At 69.8% G+C, this 14,946-nt stretch carries 21 protein-coding genes; 14 read left to right on the top strand and 7 right to left on the bottom strand.

What is annotated here, in order from left to right; genetic code table 11:
- The first annotated feature begins 6 nt into the window (after positions 1-6).
- The 9 genes from ACJ6WD_RS14225 to ACJ6WD_RS14185 all read left to right on the top strand — a co-directional run bounded on the left by ACJ6WD_RS14225 (position 7) and on the right by ACJ6WD_RS14185 (position 6,403).
- The gene (locus ACJ6WD_RS14225; RefSeq protein WP_376558425.1) at positions 7-600 is read left to right on the top strand and encodes a DUF4913 domain-containing protein; all 594 of its coding nucleotides are present in this window, start codon (positions 7-9) and stop codon (positions 598-600) included.
- Entirely contained in the window at positions 597-1,364 is a 768-nt protein-coding gene (locus ACJ6WD_RS14220) for a glycosyl hydrolase (RefSeq protein WP_376558427.1), read from the top strand. Before ACJ6WD_RS14225 ends, ACJ6WD_RS14220 begins: the two co-directional genes overlap by 4 nt.
- Complete coding sequence (locus ACJ6WD_RS14215) at positions 1,361-1,837, top strand: hypothetical protein (protein WP_376558429.1); 477 nt, start codon at positions 1,361-1,363, stop codon at positions 1,835-1,837. The genes ACJ6WD_RS14220 and ACJ6WD_RS14215 overlap by 4 nt, the downstream gene beginning before the upstream one ends.
- A 156-nt stretch (positions 1,838-1,993) precedes the next feature.
- Positions 1,994-2,503 (top strand): hypothetical protein, encoded by a 510-nt coding sequence (locus ACJ6WD_RS14210; RefSeq protein ID WP_376558431.1) that lies wholly within the window; start codon positions 1,994-1,996, stop codon positions 2,501-2,503.
- Positions 2,500-3,333, top strand: coding sequence for a large ATP-binding protein (locus ACJ6WD_RS14205; RefSeq protein WP_376558433.1), 834 nt, complete (start codon positions 2,500-2,502; stop codon positions 3,331-3,333). The genes ACJ6WD_RS14210 and ACJ6WD_RS14205 overlap by 4 nt, the downstream gene beginning before the upstream one ends.
- Positions 3,334-3,356: 23 nt before the next feature.
- A complete protein-coding gene (locus ACJ6WD_RS14200) occupies positions 3,357-3,899 on the top strand; it encodes a hypothetical protein (RefSeq protein ID WP_376558435.1) in 543 nt (180 codons plus the stop codon).
- A gap of 54 nt (positions 3,900-3,953) precedes the next feature.
- Positions 3,954-4,796, top strand: coding sequence for a winged helix-turn-helix transcriptional regulator (locus tag ACJ6WD_RS14195; protein ID WP_376558437.1), 843 nt, complete (start codon positions 3,954-3,956; stop codon positions 4,794-4,796).
- 121 nt (positions 4,797-4,917) lie between these two features.
- Positions 4,918-5,844 carry a DUF317 domain-containing protein gene (locus ACJ6WD_RS14190; protein WP_407615884.1) on the top strand — a complete coding sequence of 309 codons (927 nt, stop codon included), beginning with the start codon at positions 4,918-4,920 and terminating at the stop codon, positions 5,842-5,844.
- A 70-nt stretch (positions 5,845-5,914) separates the two neighbouring features.
- Positions 5,915-6,403, top strand: coding sequence for a hypothetical protein (locus ACJ6WD_RS14185; RefSeq protein ID WP_376558441.1), 489 nt, complete (start codon positions 5,915-5,917; stop codon positions 6,401-6,403).
- Between the two features lie 4 nt (positions 6,404-6,407).
- Here ACJ6WD_RS14185 and ACJ6WD_RS14180 read toward each other — a convergent pair whose 3' ends face one another.
- Entirely contained in the window at positions 6,408-6,674 is a 267-nt protein-coding gene (locus ACJ6WD_RS14180; protein ID WP_376558443.1) for a hypothetical protein, read from the bottom strand.
- A gap of 214 nt (positions 6,675-6,888) precedes the next feature.
- Here ACJ6WD_RS14180 and ACJ6WD_RS14175 point away from each other — a divergent pair, with 214 nt between their 5' ends.
- From ACJ6WD_RS14175 to ACJ6WD_RS14155, 5 genes are all read left to right on the top strand, one after another.
- A complete protein-coding gene (locus ACJ6WD_RS14175; RefSeq protein ID WP_407615883.1) occupies positions 6,889-7,230 on the top strand; it encodes a DUF317 domain-containing protein in 342 nt (113 codons plus the stop codon).
- Between the two features lie 72 nt (positions 7,231-7,302).
- Positions 7,303-7,515, top strand: a complete 213-nt coding sequence (locus tag ACJ6WD_RS14170; RefSeq protein WP_376558447.1) for a hypothetical protein — start codon at positions 7,303-7,305, stop codon at positions 7,513-7,515.
- 91 nt (positions 7,516-7,606) lie between these two features.
- On the top strand, positions 7,607-7,936 hold the full coding sequence (locus ACJ6WD_RS14165) for an esterase (protein ID WP_376558449.1): 330 nt from the start codon (positions 7,607-7,609) through the stop codon (positions 7,934-7,936).
- A 373-nt stretch (positions 7,937-8,309) separates the two neighbouring features.
- A complete protein-coding gene (locus ACJ6WD_RS14160) occupies positions 8,310-8,627 on the top strand; it encodes a hypothetical protein (RefSeq protein WP_407615882.1) in 318 nt (105 codons plus the stop codon).
- Between the two features lie 227 nt (positions 8,628-8,854).
- The gene (locus tag ACJ6WD_RS14155; protein WP_376554910.1) at positions 8,855-9,778 is read left to right on the top strand and encodes an alpha/beta hydrolase; all 924 of its coding nucleotides are present in this window, start codon (positions 8,855-8,857) and stop codon (positions 9,776-9,778) included.
- Between the two features lie 312 nt (positions 9,779-10,090).
- Here ACJ6WD_RS14155 and ACJ6WD_RS14150 read toward each other — a convergent pair whose 3' ends face one another.
- The 6 genes from ACJ6WD_RS14150 to ACJ6WD_RS14125 all read right to left on the bottom strand — a co-directional run bounded on the left by ACJ6WD_RS14150 (position 10,091) and on the right by ACJ6WD_RS14125 (position 14,937).
- Entirely contained in the window at positions 10,091-10,495 is a 405-nt protein-coding gene (locus ACJ6WD_RS14150; protein WP_376554913.1) for a hypothetical protein, read from the bottom strand.
- A 106-nt stretch (positions 10,496-10,601) separates the two neighbouring features.
- Positions 10,602-12,368, bottom strand: a complete 1,767-nt coding sequence (locus ACJ6WD_RS14145) for a relaxase/mobilization nuclease domain-containing protein (RefSeq protein WP_407615881.1) — start codon at positions 12,366-12,368, stop codon at positions 10,602-10,604.
- Entirely contained in the window at positions 12,368-12,775 is a 408-nt protein-coding gene (locus tag ACJ6WD_RS14140) for a plasmid mobilization protein (RefSeq protein WP_376554919.1), read from the bottom strand. The genes ACJ6WD_RS14145 and ACJ6WD_RS14140 overlap by 1 nt, the downstream gene beginning before the upstream one ends.
- Positions 12,776-13,029: 254 nt before the next feature.
- Positions 13,030-13,248 carry a hypothetical protein gene (locus ACJ6WD_RS14135; RefSeq protein ID WP_376554922.1) on the bottom strand — a complete coding sequence of 73 codons (219 nt, stop codon included), beginning with the start codon at positions 13,246-13,248 and terminating at the stop codon, positions 13,030-13,032.
- Between the two features lie 103 nt (positions 13,249-13,351).
- The gene (locus ACJ6WD_RS14130) at positions 13,352-14,347 is read right to left on the bottom strand and encodes a DUF2637 domain-containing protein (protein WP_376554924.1); all 996 of its coding nucleotides are present in this window, start codon (positions 14,345-14,347) and stop codon (positions 13,352-13,354) included.
- Positions 14,344-14,937 carry a WhiB family transcriptional regulator gene (locus ACJ6WD_RS14125; protein WP_407615880.1) on the bottom strand — a complete coding sequence of 198 codons (594 nt, stop codon included), beginning with the start codon at positions 14,935-14,937 and terminating at the stop codon, positions 14,344-14,346. The genes ACJ6WD_RS14130 and ACJ6WD_RS14125 overlap by 4 nt, the downstream gene beginning before the upstream one ends.
- Between the last annotated feature and the right edge of the window lie 9 nt (positions 14,938-14,946).

The following is a 14,946-nucleotide window of genomic DNA, read 5'->3' as shown; positions in this document are numbered from 1 at the left end:
GCCCCCATGTCCGACACCAGCAAGACCGCCCCCGTCCCTGAACCGTTCCGCGTCCCCGACGAGGACCTCGACGACCTCGCCAGCACCCTCGCCAAGACGATGGCCGAGGTCAGGCAGCACGGCGTCATCCTCGACCGTCTGCGATCCGAGCCCGCCGCACCCCAGACGACCGGCAACGTCCCAACCACGGAGGCGGCCGACTCCGCACAGGAAGACGGCCCCACCTCGGCGTTCATCCTCGCCTTGGGCGGTGAGGCGCACGCCGTCGAACTGGCCGCGCTCAGCGACTGGGTGAACTACCTCTTCCTCCCGGTGTATGGCCGAGAGATCAGTACAACTCGCCCGTGGTGCGCGCAGTGGCGCGAACACCCTGAGGCTGTCGCCCGGCTGCATGCTCTCTGGCTCGCGTGGCAGCAACTCACCGATGCCGAGGCTGGTTTGTCTGGTCCTTCGACGTGGCATCGCGATCACCTGGACCAGGCACTAGTTCATCTCCGTGCTCCCGACGGCCCCTTCGCCGCGTGCACGACGAGCCCGACCCGACCCAATCACCGCGTGCTGACCACCCCCGCGCCCGAGCAGTTGGCACTGGCAGCATGAGCAACGAACTCGACTTCTGTCTGGATGACTTCGAGCCCGCTGATGCGGCCTCCGAGTATGCGGAGCAGCGGTTCTGGGGCGATGACCTCACCGTTCTAGCCGAGCACCACACCGCTCCCAACGGCTCTCACAGCTTCGTCCTCGCCCACCACCGCTCGGTCACCTGGGGCCCTCCCGGCGAACCCCAGATCCGCGCGATCAAGGTCGCTCGGAATCTCAGCCAGAACACTTTCACGTTCGAGTCGGCCTATCACCCGACCGTGTCCTTGGCTCAGAACTGGCTGATCGAGCGTGGTTGTCCGCCCGAGCGGATCTCCCAGATCGACGACGGCTTCATGAAGCCTGCCGACGATCTCACCGCGCGGATCGAGCAGCGGCTCCGCACGTCGGGCAACCGGTACGCGGTTCTCGACAGCTATACCTCGGACTTCGACCCGTGCGAGACGTGGACGTTGACCCGCGACTCCATCGCCGCTCAGGCGCCGATTCGCGTCTTCCTCGAAGAGGGGGACTTCGACTCCCACACGTACACGATGCGCGAGGGCGCCTTCGCCGACGAGGCCACCGCCAGGCACTGGCTGGACAACCGCAGCAGCCCGCTGCCGCGGCCACCGGCCCACCTCGGCGACGCCGCCGCCATCCGGGCCCGAACCGCCCTCACCCGGTCGGCCGGCGCCTCCGGGATACGGAAGACCAGCCTCGGTGACCACAGCGCGCCGTCGACGGGAATGCCCCAGCGGTCGAGCCTTGGGAGGTCGGTGTGAGCCGCGCCCGCTTCGCCTTCGCCGCACACCCCGACGCCATCGCGGATCTGCGAGAGCTTCCGCATGAAATACGCGACTTGGCGCTTCTGGAGCTGCAGAACCTGGTCCATGGCAGCGACGACTGTCTGCCGCTGAAGGGCCGCCTCGCGGGCTTCCACAAGGTCTACGTCGACCCGTCCGTCGCCTACCGGATGGTCATCCAGTTCCGCCCGGCCCCGGCCGCCTCGCACCACAAGCGCGAGATCTACCTCGTCGCCGCCGGTAGCCGTCAGGACTACGCGGTCTACCGCACGGCACACCTCCGCACCGGCCCCCGCCAGGACGCCGAGACGGCCCCTGCCGCCGAAGCGCGCGTGCAGGCCGCTCGATCCCGCTCTCCCCATGCGGTCGACCAGCCGACAACCGCCCCAGCAGCTCCTCCAGCAACAGTACAGCCCACTACCGCCACTCCCCGAAAGGCTCCCCAGCGATGACCACCAACCGCACCCCTCTGGCCCGTACCCAACTGGCGGCCCTCCTCACCGATGCCGCGCAGAGCGTCTCCGGGATTCCTCACAGCCGAGTACCTGACGGCCGCCAGCCGCTCCTACCTGCGCCCCGCGCTTGGAGCACTCTCAGCCGGACCCCGAGTGGTCTGCGAACTGAACCGCAGCCTCGAAGACTTCGTGGCCAACGAGCCGCTCCCCGCGACGCCGGCAGGGCTGTTCACCCTGGCCTCCTACGCCTCCGCGCTGGGATGGCTCACCGCGTCCGTCGCCGAACTGACCACCTCGGTCGATCAGATCTGCACGCGTGTGGGCATCCCCACGGAAGCGCCGGACCCGACCTTCGCCGCGCCGGCAAGCGTGAAGCAGGGCACCGAGTTTGACTTTGCCTTCAGCGCCTTGGAGTTGGCGGCGATCCGTACTGCGGCCGAGGCCGCCGGTCTCGCACCGGGCGACTATGTCGAGGTGCTCTCCGAGTCCCTGCTCGCAGCCTCCCAGATCACCGATGCCTGCATGGAGATTTCCAACGGTCTCCTCGAAGACGCCGCGTACGTCCGCGGCAAGGCGACCGATCGTGTCTGGACCGGCAACGGTCCAGACAGCCTGCCCACTCTGGTCCGTTCGCTGCTCGCTCGGATGGAGGCGACCGAATGAATCCCCACGACCCGGCCAAGCGACCCGGCGCACACCTCATCGCCGAGGAGTTCGGTGTTGCGGACCCCTGGGAACTGAGCGGCAACCGCCCGCTGCGCGAACCCCTCGGCCTGGTCGGCACGATGGTCGCCGAGGCCGCCCGTGATGTCGACGAACTCCACGGCGAACTGGCCCGCTCCGCCCAGTCCGCCATCAACCTGCTTGTGCCCGTTGCCCAGGGCGATCCCGCGGGCATGCACGGTCGGTACGGCGTCCTGCGTACCACCGGGCCGCAGATCGAGCTGCTAGTCGCCCGCCGGGGTGCGGCCTATGAGCAGCTCACTCGGTCCATTTCCGCCTTCCGTCGTCTCCTGCCCGAACAGGAAGTCGGGGCCCCCTCGAAGGCGGCAGTGCATGACCTGGGTAAGGAGCAGGAACAGGGTCCTGGCCGGGACGATGACTGGGCCATCTCGGATGATCGCCCGCTCAGGGCCCTTGAAGCCGTCGAGGCCGGCGGACTGCGATTCCACCAGAGCGGGGTCTACGGCTTCATCTACCTCTCCGACGGGCGAGGCCAACGCCCCAGCCCGGAGATCTGGCCCGAAACCGTCCAGCGGCTGGTCGCCGACGGGCTTTTGGACCAGGACACCAGCGAGGGACTGTACCGACCGGGGCAGCTCCTCTCGCTTACGCCTCAGGGCGAGACGGTCCTTCGTGCCGCTCGTACGGCCACGCCGCGCGTATCCGCCGCCCTCAGCCGCAGCAACTCTGCGGTGATTTCAGGCGACACCGCCGTTCCATCTGCCGCACCCGTAACAAGTGTGGCCACCCAGCCTTCCCGTTCCCGCTGATTTCCGCAGAAAGGACCTCCCTCATGTCCACCGCGATCTACACCCGCCGCCTTGTCGAGCACCGTTACGGCCGCCCCTTGGAGGAACTACGGCGGGGTAACGCCTCCGATCGCTCCGACGACCCTGTCCTGCCGATCCTGCTGCGACGGCTCGGCGGCCTCTCCCAGACCGGCGCCAACGCCCGATCTGCCCGCCGCAACCTCGTTGCGGCCTGGCAGCAGTGCCGATCCGGCGAGCACACCCTCAACGACCTCGTGATGCCGTACGCAACCGAAGTCGGCGACCTCGAACGCCAGGAGCAGACCGAGGCGGAAGCGGTCTGGGACCTGCTGGATGTCCGCCTCCTGCTGGACAGCCCTTCTCCTCAGCGGCCCTCAGCCCATGGAGCGATTTGCGCTCCTGACAATCAGGGTCTGTTGGCCATCGCCCGCGAGGTCGCCGCCGGCCTACAGCGCCTCAACCGCGAGGCGCTACGCCGGGGCCTGCGCGACCGCGGCATCCGCGCCAGCAACCGCCGCCTCGGCGCAGTGCTCCAAAGCCTCCGAGCCGAGAGTTCCTCCCGCTGACCACTCGACCTCACCACATACCCGCACCCCCTTGTCTCCACCGGAGTTCGCACCATGCCCACCACCGCGCAGCCCTCCGTCGCCTCCATCGGCTCGGTCGATGCCCAACGCGTCGAGCACGCGCTTTCCCTGATAGCACCGAAATGGACCACCTGGTCGGCGCAGACCCTGGCGCAGCAGGGGCGCCCCATGCGTGTGCATGAGGTTTCCGCCCAACTCCCCTTTGTCAGTGCGCAGTTGATTGGGAAGCGGCTGGTCCAGATGCACTCTGATGGGCTGGTCACCCGCGCCGACGATCGCCACGGGGCTCCGTACCAGCTCAGCGCGTTCGGCGAATCGCTGTCTCGGGTGCACCGTGCCCTTTCGGTCTGGCCCCAGACCACCCTGTCGCCCGGCGAGGTAGCCGGTGCCGAACGCGTCGAGGACGCTGTGCGCCGTCTGCACCTGCGGCATTCGACCGCCGTGATCCAGGTTCTCGACGCGGGCGGCCCCATGCGGTTCGTCCGCATCACCGAGGAGGTCGGCCTGGACAACAGCGTCGCCCAGCGACGGCTCAACCGGCTTCAGGCCGATGGCCTGGTCGCCCGTACCGGGCCGCGCCACGGCGACCCCTATGTCCTGACCGACGCCGGGCGGGCACTGGGCCCGGTCTACGCAACCGTCGAGCGCTGGAGTAATCCTGTCGCCAAGCGGGAGCACTCGGCGCCCCCGGTCCCCGTCGCCTCGGCACCCCGTACTCACACCGGCACCTCGCTGGCCTCGGACAGCATCCGCACCACAGTGGCCCTGCGCCGGAGCACCGCCACGCCGAGCGCCCTGTTCAGCCACGCACCCCAGCCACAACCACGGGTGCAAGGAGCCGTCACCGCCCAGTCGGCCCCCTCTCGGGGCCGGTGATCGGGGTGGCACTGAGAGCCCGCCGCGTCTCCCCATCGCCATGGCGCCCGCGTGCCGCCGAGCAGCCTGTTGCGCTGCGCACGCGGGCGCGTTCCCCTCCTACGCGCTCGGAGCCTTGACTATGACCACCCAGCAGTACCAAGAGGTACTGGTCAGCCCCAGGTACCTGGCCGGCTCCAACGGGACCGGCGACGCCGGCTTCGCCCCCGTCGCTCACTGGCCGCACCACTACCTCGACGAGGGCCCCTGCCAGCTCCTCGTCACCTCGCCCGACCAGAGGATTCGCATCGGCTGGTTCGGCGACGACTTCGAGCTGTGGAAGAACACCGCAGCCGAGGACGCCGTCTCCGCACCCCGCTGGACGGCAACCTTCAACCATGTCATCCCGGCCGAGCTCGTCGCTGGTCTCACCACCGCTCTGGCCCACGACTACGCCGAAGCCGACGCCTACGACGACAACGCGCGCTTTCTGGCGAACCCGTCGTTGCACTGGGCCGACACCGTCCGACCACTGACCGATGCCGGCTGGACCCGCGACGGCGGGGCCGAGCGCGGCACCGTCGAGATCATCGCCCCTGACGGACAAGCAGGCATCCTGATCGACAACCGCCTGTCCGGCTGGGACGACGAAACCGTCACGCTGTGGGCCGGTCCACCGGGCTGGGGCACCCGCGCGGAGGCGGTCTTCACAGCCCGCACCCCGTCCCACTTGATCGCCTCGACGGCGGCCGCCATGGTCGATCCAGCCCCGGTGATGCGGGAGCGGCACCAGCTCGATCGCAAGGTGGAGAAACTGGTCACGCTCACTCCTGTCGGCCCGACCGTCCCCCAGGTTCCTCGGGCTCCGTCCCCACTCGACGTGCGCCGCACTGCCGTCACCCAGGCCGTCCAACGGGCCACACGTTTCCCGCAGACAGCCGCCGACCTCCGGGTCATGGCCGCCCGCAGCCGCGCAGCGCCTTCGGCACAGAGGCGGTCGAGCAATCCCGCACCCGCTCTCGGGGCCCGGCCGCTGGCCAGCCCGTCGACCCCACGCCGTAGCCGCTGACCTCGGCTCCGAGCCTTCCGGGGCATCCCCTCTGACCGAAGCACCATCTCCGAGTGCCAGGAGTTCCGCCATGCCCGACGCCACCGCGCTCGACCAGGCCACAGCCCTGATCGAGAACGCCTGGGGCCGCCCTATCGAGGCTCTGGAATCCCTCGCGGCCCGCCGCCCCAGCGACGACCCGCTCCTGCGCTCAGCCATGCTCATCCGCTCGGCTCTGGTCGTCACCGACAACGCCGTAGCCGTGCACCGGGACCGTCTGCACGCTCTTACCCGGCCCGGCCACGTGCCGGCCCTCTACGACCTGGAACGGATCACCAGCTCAGCGGCGGACCTTCGCGTCGCCCAAGCGGAGACGCGCACTTCCTTGCAGGCCATCAGCCACGTGATCGAAGCGCGTAAAGCCGCCGGGATCGCGGACCGGGTCCCAGCAGTCCGGCTGGCGCAGGCCGCTGTCGCCCGCTCCGGGCGCGCGCCACGCACCTTGGGTCAGGCGCCCGATCAGCCTGCTCCTTCGGCCGCTGTCGGCCCGCAGGTGGCGGGTCTGGGGCCGCACCGCTGATCGGTCAGGTGGGGTCGTCGTCGCAGTGGGCATCCTCGGCATGGGAGCCCACTGCGCGGGCCAGCTCCTCCAACGTCAACTCGACGCGACGCCCATCCGCGATCCGATCCGCTACCATCGCGCCCTCATCCTGCCGTCCGTCGGACTGCGCTCCGACAGCCCACTGGCCGTCGGCGACCATCGTGATGTCGCCCACCGTCCACGGCCGCCCGGCGGCGCGGATCTTGCACTCCAGCCCGGCTCCGTCCCAGTGTCTGTTCGGCTCCGCCATCCCTGCTCCCCCTTCGGTCCCCTGCGGCCCGTTGCCGCAACTCAGTTAGGACAACCGCGCCCGCCAAGCCATTCCCGGGCTGCGGATTCTCTGTTGTCGCCTGCCAGTTCGCCCACGGCAGACGCCGCCGGGAAAGGACTACGTACTTCGGCACACCTCATGCCAACGTACGGGGGTTGGGAAAACTGCAGGTCAACGAAGGGTTCGTCCAACCGTGAACGCCGCTGCCGCTCTCCTGCCCGCCGTCGTCCGCCCAGCCGTGGAAGACCGTCGCTGGCTCTCCTCCGACCACTGCGCAGACCCAGTGCTCGACCTCCTCAACGCCCTCGGCTGGGCAATCGTCGACACCCCAGAAGCCAACGTCCACGCTACGAGCCCGGACGGTCACGTCTACGTCGGCTGGCTCCCCGAGGACACCGCCGCCTGGAAGCGCGGCATCGTCTGGCGAGTCCGGGTACAGCCCGCCGGAGACGCCCCGTGGGTCCAGGAGTTCGGCCTCCACACTCCCGCCGAGGCCGTTGCCGGATCCATCGTCGCCCTCGTCACCCACTGCTAACCGCACCTCCACACCGCCTGTTCCGAACAGCACCAAACGCCTTGCCACCCCATACCGCTCTCGGAGGTTTCCGTGCCCCACTACCTGACCGTCGGCCACCTGCTCAGCCAACTCCAGGACCTTGACCCCAACCTGCCGATCCGCCTCGCCATCAACCCTGACTTCCCCTTCACCCACTACTTGGGAGCGGAGGTCGTCGTCCGGAACGGCAGTGCATTCATCGCCGACGACGGCCAGGAGGGCTACCTCCCGGCAGCGGTCAGCGACGCCCTCGCCTGGGCCTGACCTAGTTCCGCAACACACCCCGGAGGCTGCTATCTCGTCGCGATCCCACCCTTCGCACGTCCTTCCTCTACACGGCCTCGCCATACGGCCCATGCCGAGCGGTGTGCGCGGCGCGCTCGTGCAGCGCGTCTCCGCCCTGCCCGACGGCCCATTCGGCGTCACCTGGCTCAACGCCGGAACTCCGAGACTCCCCCTTGGCCGCATTCAGCTTCGCTGGGAGCCAGCGTCCCCCGCCGGCTGGGACGTCACCGCTCACCTGAGCCTGGCCACCACCGAGGTGCATCTCGCCTCGTGGCCTGCCGCCCCGGACGACTGGCCGCGCCTGGTCCGCCCGACCGTCCACGAGGTGCTCGGCCTGTCCACCGCCCTCGCGGTAGCGACCGCCGCCCTCGACCTCTCGAATCGCCTCGCCCAGATCTGACAGAACCGCAGAAGGCCGCCCCGCGCCGGACAGGTGAGGGCGGCCTTGCCATACGCCCCGGCCCGGCCGCGCGTTGCGTACGCTCATCACCGGCGATCGAGGAGGACTCGATGGTCGACGACCAGCAGTTCTGGGGGTATCCGGAGGTCGCCGCCCACCAGGGCATCAGCGTCCCCGCTGCCCGCAGCCGAAAGAGCAGGGGGCCTGCGCCTGACGACACCACCGTGCCGGACCGACGCCGTTGGAGGCCGGCCACGTTCCAGGGCTGGAAGCCGGTCGGCCGAGGATTCCGGAGCGACCTGCGCGGCTCCTCCTCGCCCGGGATCTCTCCGTCTGGCTGACTGGGGCTCGTGCCCGCCCGGAGGCTGCGGCCATGACGTTCGATTCGCCGATGCCGTCCACGCCGTTCCCCTCACCCGACAACGCTGCGCTCGGGGTGGTTGTCGGCAACGCCATCGCATCGGTCCGCAACGGCGAAGCCACGGTGGAGGAGGCGATCCTGCACGCGGCCGTCCACGGCTGGTACGAGGGTCATATCCAAGGCGAGGACGCGTGCCCCGGCTGCGACTTCCGGGGTGGGCTGCCGAAGAACAGCAACCGCGGCTGCCCCCTTCCACGACCGAGGAGCGCCACCGACATGTCGGTGGCGCTCCTCGGCATTTGGTACCTCGCTCGCCGGACGTGTCAGTGACTTTGTGTAAGTCGTTGGAATTTACCTGGCGTTGAGTCGATCCTCGAAGTAGTAGCGCAGCAGGCGCCGGGGCGTGTCGGTTCGGTGTGCCAGCTCTCCGATGCGCATGTGAGCGAACCTACTGCGTCAGCGTTTGACCTTCACATTGATGTGAGCGTTCGAGACTCGCGGTGTTCGTCGGCAGTCGGCACGAAGCCGCTGTTCGCCTGTGCGCGAGGAGGACCGTTGTGGTCTCGATACATGTTTCCGATTTCTACAAGGAGTGGGCGACCCGCAGTGGTGATGTCATCGACGCGGCTGCAGGGGAGGGGCCCGACTCCCTTGAGGACGCACGGCTCGCTTACCGGAAGTTCTTCCAGGACAGCTTTCCCGCGCCGGACGGGGTGGCGTTCCACGCGGTGGACGCCGACGGCGTCGCCGCCGAGCGCGTGATCACGACAGGTGCGGTCGACGGCCGCTACATGGTCTACCTCCACGGTGGCGCGTACCTCGCGGGCGACCCGCAGGGATACCGCGGGCTGGTCGGCCACCTCGCCCGGCGCCTGCGCGCGCATGCACTCGTGCCGGACTACCGGCTGGCGCCCGAGGCGCCCTTTCCGGCCGCGGTCGAGGACGCGGTGACGGCCTACCGCTGGTTGCTGGAGCAGGGCGTGGAGCCGGAGAACGTGGTGTTCGCCGGTGACTCGGCCGGTGGCGCGCTGGCGGTCAGCGCCCTGGTCGCGGCCCGCGACCAGGGTCTTCCGATGCCGGCAGCCTCGATCGCCCTCTCGCCCTGGGCCAACCTGGAACACACCGGAGCCACGATGTTCTCCCTGGACGGCGTCGACCCGTCCGTCGGCCGGGAGGGGCTGCGCCGCGCCGCGGGAATCGCCCTGGGGCAGGCTGCGGCGAACAGTCCGTTGGCCTCGCCGGTTTTCGCCGACACCCGCGGTCTGCCTCCGGTACTGATCCAGATCGGGGGGCACGAGGTGATGCTCAGCGACGCCCTCCGGCTCGCCGCCAAGCTGGCGGAGGACTCCGTGCCCACGCGCCTGGACGTCGCCCCGGAGGCGGGGCATGTGTGGCATCTCCTCGTCGGGCATCTCCCCGCCGCGGACAAGGCCGTCTCCGACGCCGTCGCCTTCGCGCTGGAGCATCTGACAGCGGGGTGAGACGCCGAGGGTCGGCCCAGGCCCACCGCTACGAGACCGGTGCGCCGGAGCCTCGACCGTGCCTTGACTACCAACGTGGTCGGCCACCTGGTGCCGACCGGCCGCCTCAAGACCGGGCCCGCCCTGGTGATCCTGCTGTCAGCTGTGCTGCCGCTCGCTGCCGCCCTTGCCGTCCATCTTGGCGCCACCACCAACGCGTACCGGGCCGAGGCCGCAGATGACAGCGGGGAACGGCGGGTCGGCGCCACCGTGTTTCCCACCTCCGCCACCTCACTCACCTCCTGCGATCACGGACCCCTTGGAACAGATCATCTAGTCCAGGTAGGTGCCGGCGAAGGCGCCGTCGAAACCGAGCGCGGCGAGTCCCTGCTCGACGCTGGGGTACGTCGTCCCGTCCGGGGTGGCAATCAGGGCGTCGAAGTCGGCCCGGCTGATTTCGGGTTCGGGCCACTGGTTGCTGCATCGGCAGACGATCCAGACGTTGCGGCCGTGGTTGATGAGCAGCCAGTCGCGCCGTGCACGGCAGGCCGTGCACATCACCGGGATCCCACGGAGGGCCAGCTCGCGCGGGTGACTGAGACAGCGCGTCACGCCGGGGCCGCTGGGCGGCTGCGTCTCGTATTGGAGTTGCTGTAGAGGATCGGTGCCGACGGGGAGGGCAGGCAGCACGGGTGTCGGCTCTGCGGGGCGGTCGGTGGTTCTGAGCACGAGCGTCATCTCCCGGTCGAGGTCCTTCTGTTTCCATCCGTAACAGCCGGTGGAACCGGTTGTCCACGGGTTTCGCGGAGTCGGGCGGGCCGTTGACTGACCCGCCCGACTCCGGTCAGCGGCGGGGTGGGCGGTTACGCGAGGTGGAGGCGGCGGGGCGATCTGCGGCCGTGGGCGCCGTCCGGTTGTTGGTGCGGTTGGCCGGGGGCTTGGGCTGGTTGGTGCCGGCCTGCCGGCGGCGGGTCGCTTCGCCTGGGTGGGCAGGGAGATGGGCGAGACGGCGCAGTCGCCAGACCAGGACGTCGTTCACGTCTTCGGCGGTGTCGAGTTCACGCATGTCGATCGCTTGCTGCAGAAGGGCCTTGGGGTCGTGGCCTGCCTCCTCAGCCTGGGCAAGGGTGGCGGCCAGGGCGTCGGTCTTCGTCGATGTGCTGTCTGCTCGCAGCCCCTCTGCCGACAGGGCTACACGGATGGTGGCCTCGTGAGTTCGGCGTTCGGCTTGGGGTAGAGCGCGCCCTTGATCGCGCAGTGCCTGCATGGGCGTGGCGGCGGCCTGGCGGTAGGCGGCTCGCAGATGCGCGGCGGCCTGTCGGGAAGCGTGGGCCTGCTGGGCATGGCCACGAGCGGAGTGCCAGCGGGCGGCAGCCAAGGCAGCGAGGATCAGGGTGGAGACGAGCATTGCGGTGGTGCCGCCATCCTCGCCCCGGCCGAGGGCGCTGCCAGCTTGGATGATGCCCCGGGCCGCCGAGCGGATCGCCCGGGTGTCAGCGCGCTCTGCTCGCACGTGGCTGCGAGTGGCACGCTCGAAGGCGCGAGCGGCGGCACTCACCTCGGCGCGGGCGGCGGCCGGGGAGGTCTGTGCGACCGCGTCCAGGAGTTCGCCGACCCCTACGAGTTGAGCGGCGGCTTCGTCGTCGTCGCTGTCGAGCAGGATGGCGGCGCGCTCGGCGGTACCGGTGGCGCTCCGGCGGGCGCGGGCGGGCGGTGACCAGTCCGGGTTGCCGCTGGTCAGGGTCGACGGCTTCGTCGGGTCAGCGATGCTGTTGGCCAGACGAAGGCGGATCTTCGGCAGGGAGAGGTCCGGGGCCAGCTTGGAGCCGGGAAACCAGATCGGCTTGCGGTCGCGGTTGCGATCGCCGGGGAGGGCGACGTTGTAGCCGATGGCATCGCCGGATGGGGCGTTCCGTATTTTTACGCGTAGGCCCGCCTCGCGCAGCCGGGTGAAGAATTCCTCTTCGGTGGCGGCCCCTGTGAGGGCGTGGCGGACGGCTTCACGGAGCGTCTCCCGTGGAGCCTCAGGTCGGCCGGTGCGTTCGGCCTTGAAGCGTTCGGCGCTGGTGGGGGCCTTGGCTCCGGTGCCATCGCCTGGCTTGAGCTGGCGCAGGCCCCACTCCTTTTCGATGCGGCGGCATTCGGCCTGGGCCTTCTTGAAGTCGTAGTTCATCCTGGGCCGGCGTAGGTCGCCGCGGACCATGGTGGCCACGATGTGGATGTGGTCGTCCGCGTGCCGCACGGCGACCCATCGGCAGCCGTCCGGATCGCTGTCGGGGGCGAGGTTGACTGTTTGGACCAGGCGTCGGGCGACGGTGTTCCACTCGGCGTCGGTCAGGGGCCGGTCGCCGGGGTCGGTGCGGACCGAGCAGTGCCAGACGTGCTGGGCCGGGGCCGCCTCGCCGGCCTGCTTGACGCGCAGGTCCAACGCGGCGGCGAGGCGGGCGAGGGTGGCCTTGGGGTCGCGGCTGGGGTCGCGTCCGGGGTCGGGGGCGAAGCCGTCCCAACTTCCGACGAGGTGTGCGTCGACGTGTTCGTCGCGTTTGCCGGGGCCGTACAGGTAGACGAGCAGGCCGTAGGTTCGTGAGCCGCGTCGGATCTTGGGGACCATCAGAGTCGCTTCTTCACCAGGGTGTCGGCCGTGTCGTCGATGCGGGCCAGGGTGTGGGTCAAGGTCGTGAGCGCGTGGTCGAGTTCGCCGGGGCGTGGCTGCCCTCCGGCGTTGTGGATGTAGGCGATCTGGTTGATGTTGTTGCCGATCCGGGAGAGGGCGGTGCGCAGGGCTGCCAACTCGTCTATGGCGGTGTCGAGTTGTTCGTTGAGATGCAAGGTGGTGGAGCCGCGGGCGGCGGCGAGGCCAGCGGCGGCGAGGAATCGGGCGACGGTGACGCCGCGCTGCGCAGCGGCGGCGACGATCTCTGCTTTCTCGGTGTCGGAGAGGCGGGTCGTCGTCTTGCGGGTGCGCTCGCTCAAGTTGCGGCTGCGGCGACGCGGCTTGCGGTCGGGAAAGGTGGGCATGCTCGGGCTCTGCTGCTCGCGTCGGTCGTGGCAGTCTGCTTCTCCCCCTGCGACCGGCGCCCCCTGGTGCCGGGGGTCCGGCTGATCCCCGAGCGCCCTCGCTCGGGGACCAGCCGGGCTTCCCCCGCCCTCCTGGGCGGGGGCAAGTGCGTGCGACGGGCCGTAGGACCGTCGTATGCGACAACTTGCTCCGCTTCGTGCCGGGCAGTGGTCATCTCCCAGGTCAGGTGGTGTGCTGGCGGTCTCGTCGGCAGTCATCGGGGAAGCTCCGGGGCGTTACGACGCACCTCCCCCTCGGCGACGTAGTCGAGGGCGAGGGCCGAGTAATGGAAGGTCCGGGGCTGGCTGATCGCGGTTCGCTGCACCGTCCAGGCGCCTTCGGGTCCGGGTTCGGCGCTGTGCAGGTGTCCGTGGTCGCGAAGCACGGTGATCCAGGCGTCGACCTCGGCACGGGTGGCCGGTGTGGTGGGCATCGTGGTACCTCCGCTGTGTGGAGGGTTGGCTGGTGGGGTGTGCGGGGGCGGGTGACCGGGCGGTACGAGCGGGGTCGGGTCACCCGTCGACGGGTCGGTTCGGTCAGCCCGTCCTGCTGAGCGGGGCTCGGCTGGCCTCTGTGCGGAGTTGCTGCATCAGGCCGGTCAGCCGGTCATTGGCGAGGGGAAGGTTCTGTCCGCGGATGGCGTCCGCGACGACCTGGCGGGTGACCTTCCCCGCCTCGGTGACCGCCTGGCGGGCGATCAGTAGGAGATCGTCGGTCACCGGATTGGCGTCCGGAGTCCCGTTGTCCGAGGCGCCCGGATCAGTGACCGGGTAGGTCTCCGGCTGTTCGGAGGGAGGCGCGACCATGCGCGGAGGGGTGGCCGAGACGGGGCTGGCGACTGGCTGTCCGGCCGGGTCATCCTTTCGGTCACGGTGCTCAGGCTCTGGCTCAGTCAGGCCCTCCTGGTCGGTCAGGTCATCCCTGGCCACGGTCACCTGGCTGTCCCGACCGACCGTGACCGCCGGACGGCTGGCATGCGGTTCCGGCAGCGGGGCCAATTGGTGCTCGCCCTGCCGGACCCTGGTGTCCAGGCAGTCAGCGGTGCTCCGGTCAGTTAGGACACCGTTGGCCTCCGGACGTCCTGAGACGGAGGTCCCACGGGCCCGGCGGGCGATGAGGATGTACAGGTGGACGGCTCCGGCCAGGGCCAGCGGAGCGATGGTGGACAGAATACCGACGGTGATGTCGCCGAGCCGGAGAGTTGCGCCTTCGGCCTGTTGCTGGTTCAGGCGTACGGCGTGCAGGGCGTTGGCCCAGATGCTCGCGGCCGTCGCGGTGCCGAACAGCGACCAGACGTAGCAGCGTGCGGCGAGCGGTGCGGTACGCAGGACCAGGAGGGCGCGGACGCCGTAGGCGATGAATCCGTCGATGACGAGGGGGAAGAGGTAGGTCAGCAGACCGCGGATGTGGATGGCGGCGGCCATCTGCTGGAGGGCATCGTAGGAGAGGGCGCACCCGGCGCCGCCGAGGGTGACGATGGCGGCGCGGTCCCAGGCGGTGATTCGGGCCGGTGTCGGCGCGAGGTGTTTCATGCAGCCTCCCCGAGGTCGTCGCGCGAAGGGGCGTGCACCGACGGTTTCTTCAGAGCCGCGGTCCGACCCTGCGGTGTCTGCTCGCCTGTGTTGGCCTTCTTCTGCTGGTCGATCGCTCGGTCGCGGAGCTGGCGGCGGGTGCGCCGGTAGAGCTTCTGGGCGTGCTCTTTGGTGACCTTGAGCATGCGGGCGAGCTCTTCAGCCGAGGTGCCGGCCTGGTAGGCGGCGCGGGCGGCGGCCCGGCGTTCGGCGGCGGTGAGGTGGATGTCGCTGCCTGCCAGGACGGCGTTGACGCGGCCGTAGTCGAGGCGGAGCTGGAACTTGCGGTGCACGGAGTGCCGTTCCTCTTCGGTCATGCCGCCGCGGATGCCGTCTTGGTCGCCGTTTTCCAGGGCCGAGTCGAGGCAGGTGGTGCGGACGGGGCACCGGTCGCACAGCGCCTTGGCCACGCGGATGCGATCCATCTCGTCCGGTTCAGGGAAGAACAGGTCCGGGTCGGCCTGGTCGTGGACAGTGAAGCGGCAGGCGGCGCGGTCATGCCAGGAAACGTTGCCGAGGGTGCGGGGAGTGGGCTTCTCTGTGTTGTTCATGGGGGGGGT

The sequence above is a fragment of the Streptomyces sp. VTCC 41912 genome (genome assembly GCF_045799175.1).
Taxonomy (GTDB): domain Bacteria; phylum Actinomycetota; class Actinomycetes; order Streptomycetales; family Streptomycetaceae; genus Streptomyces; species Streptomyces albulus_C.
Note: the sequence above shows the minus strand (reverse complement) of the source record. Positions and strands in the feature narration are given on the sequence as shown.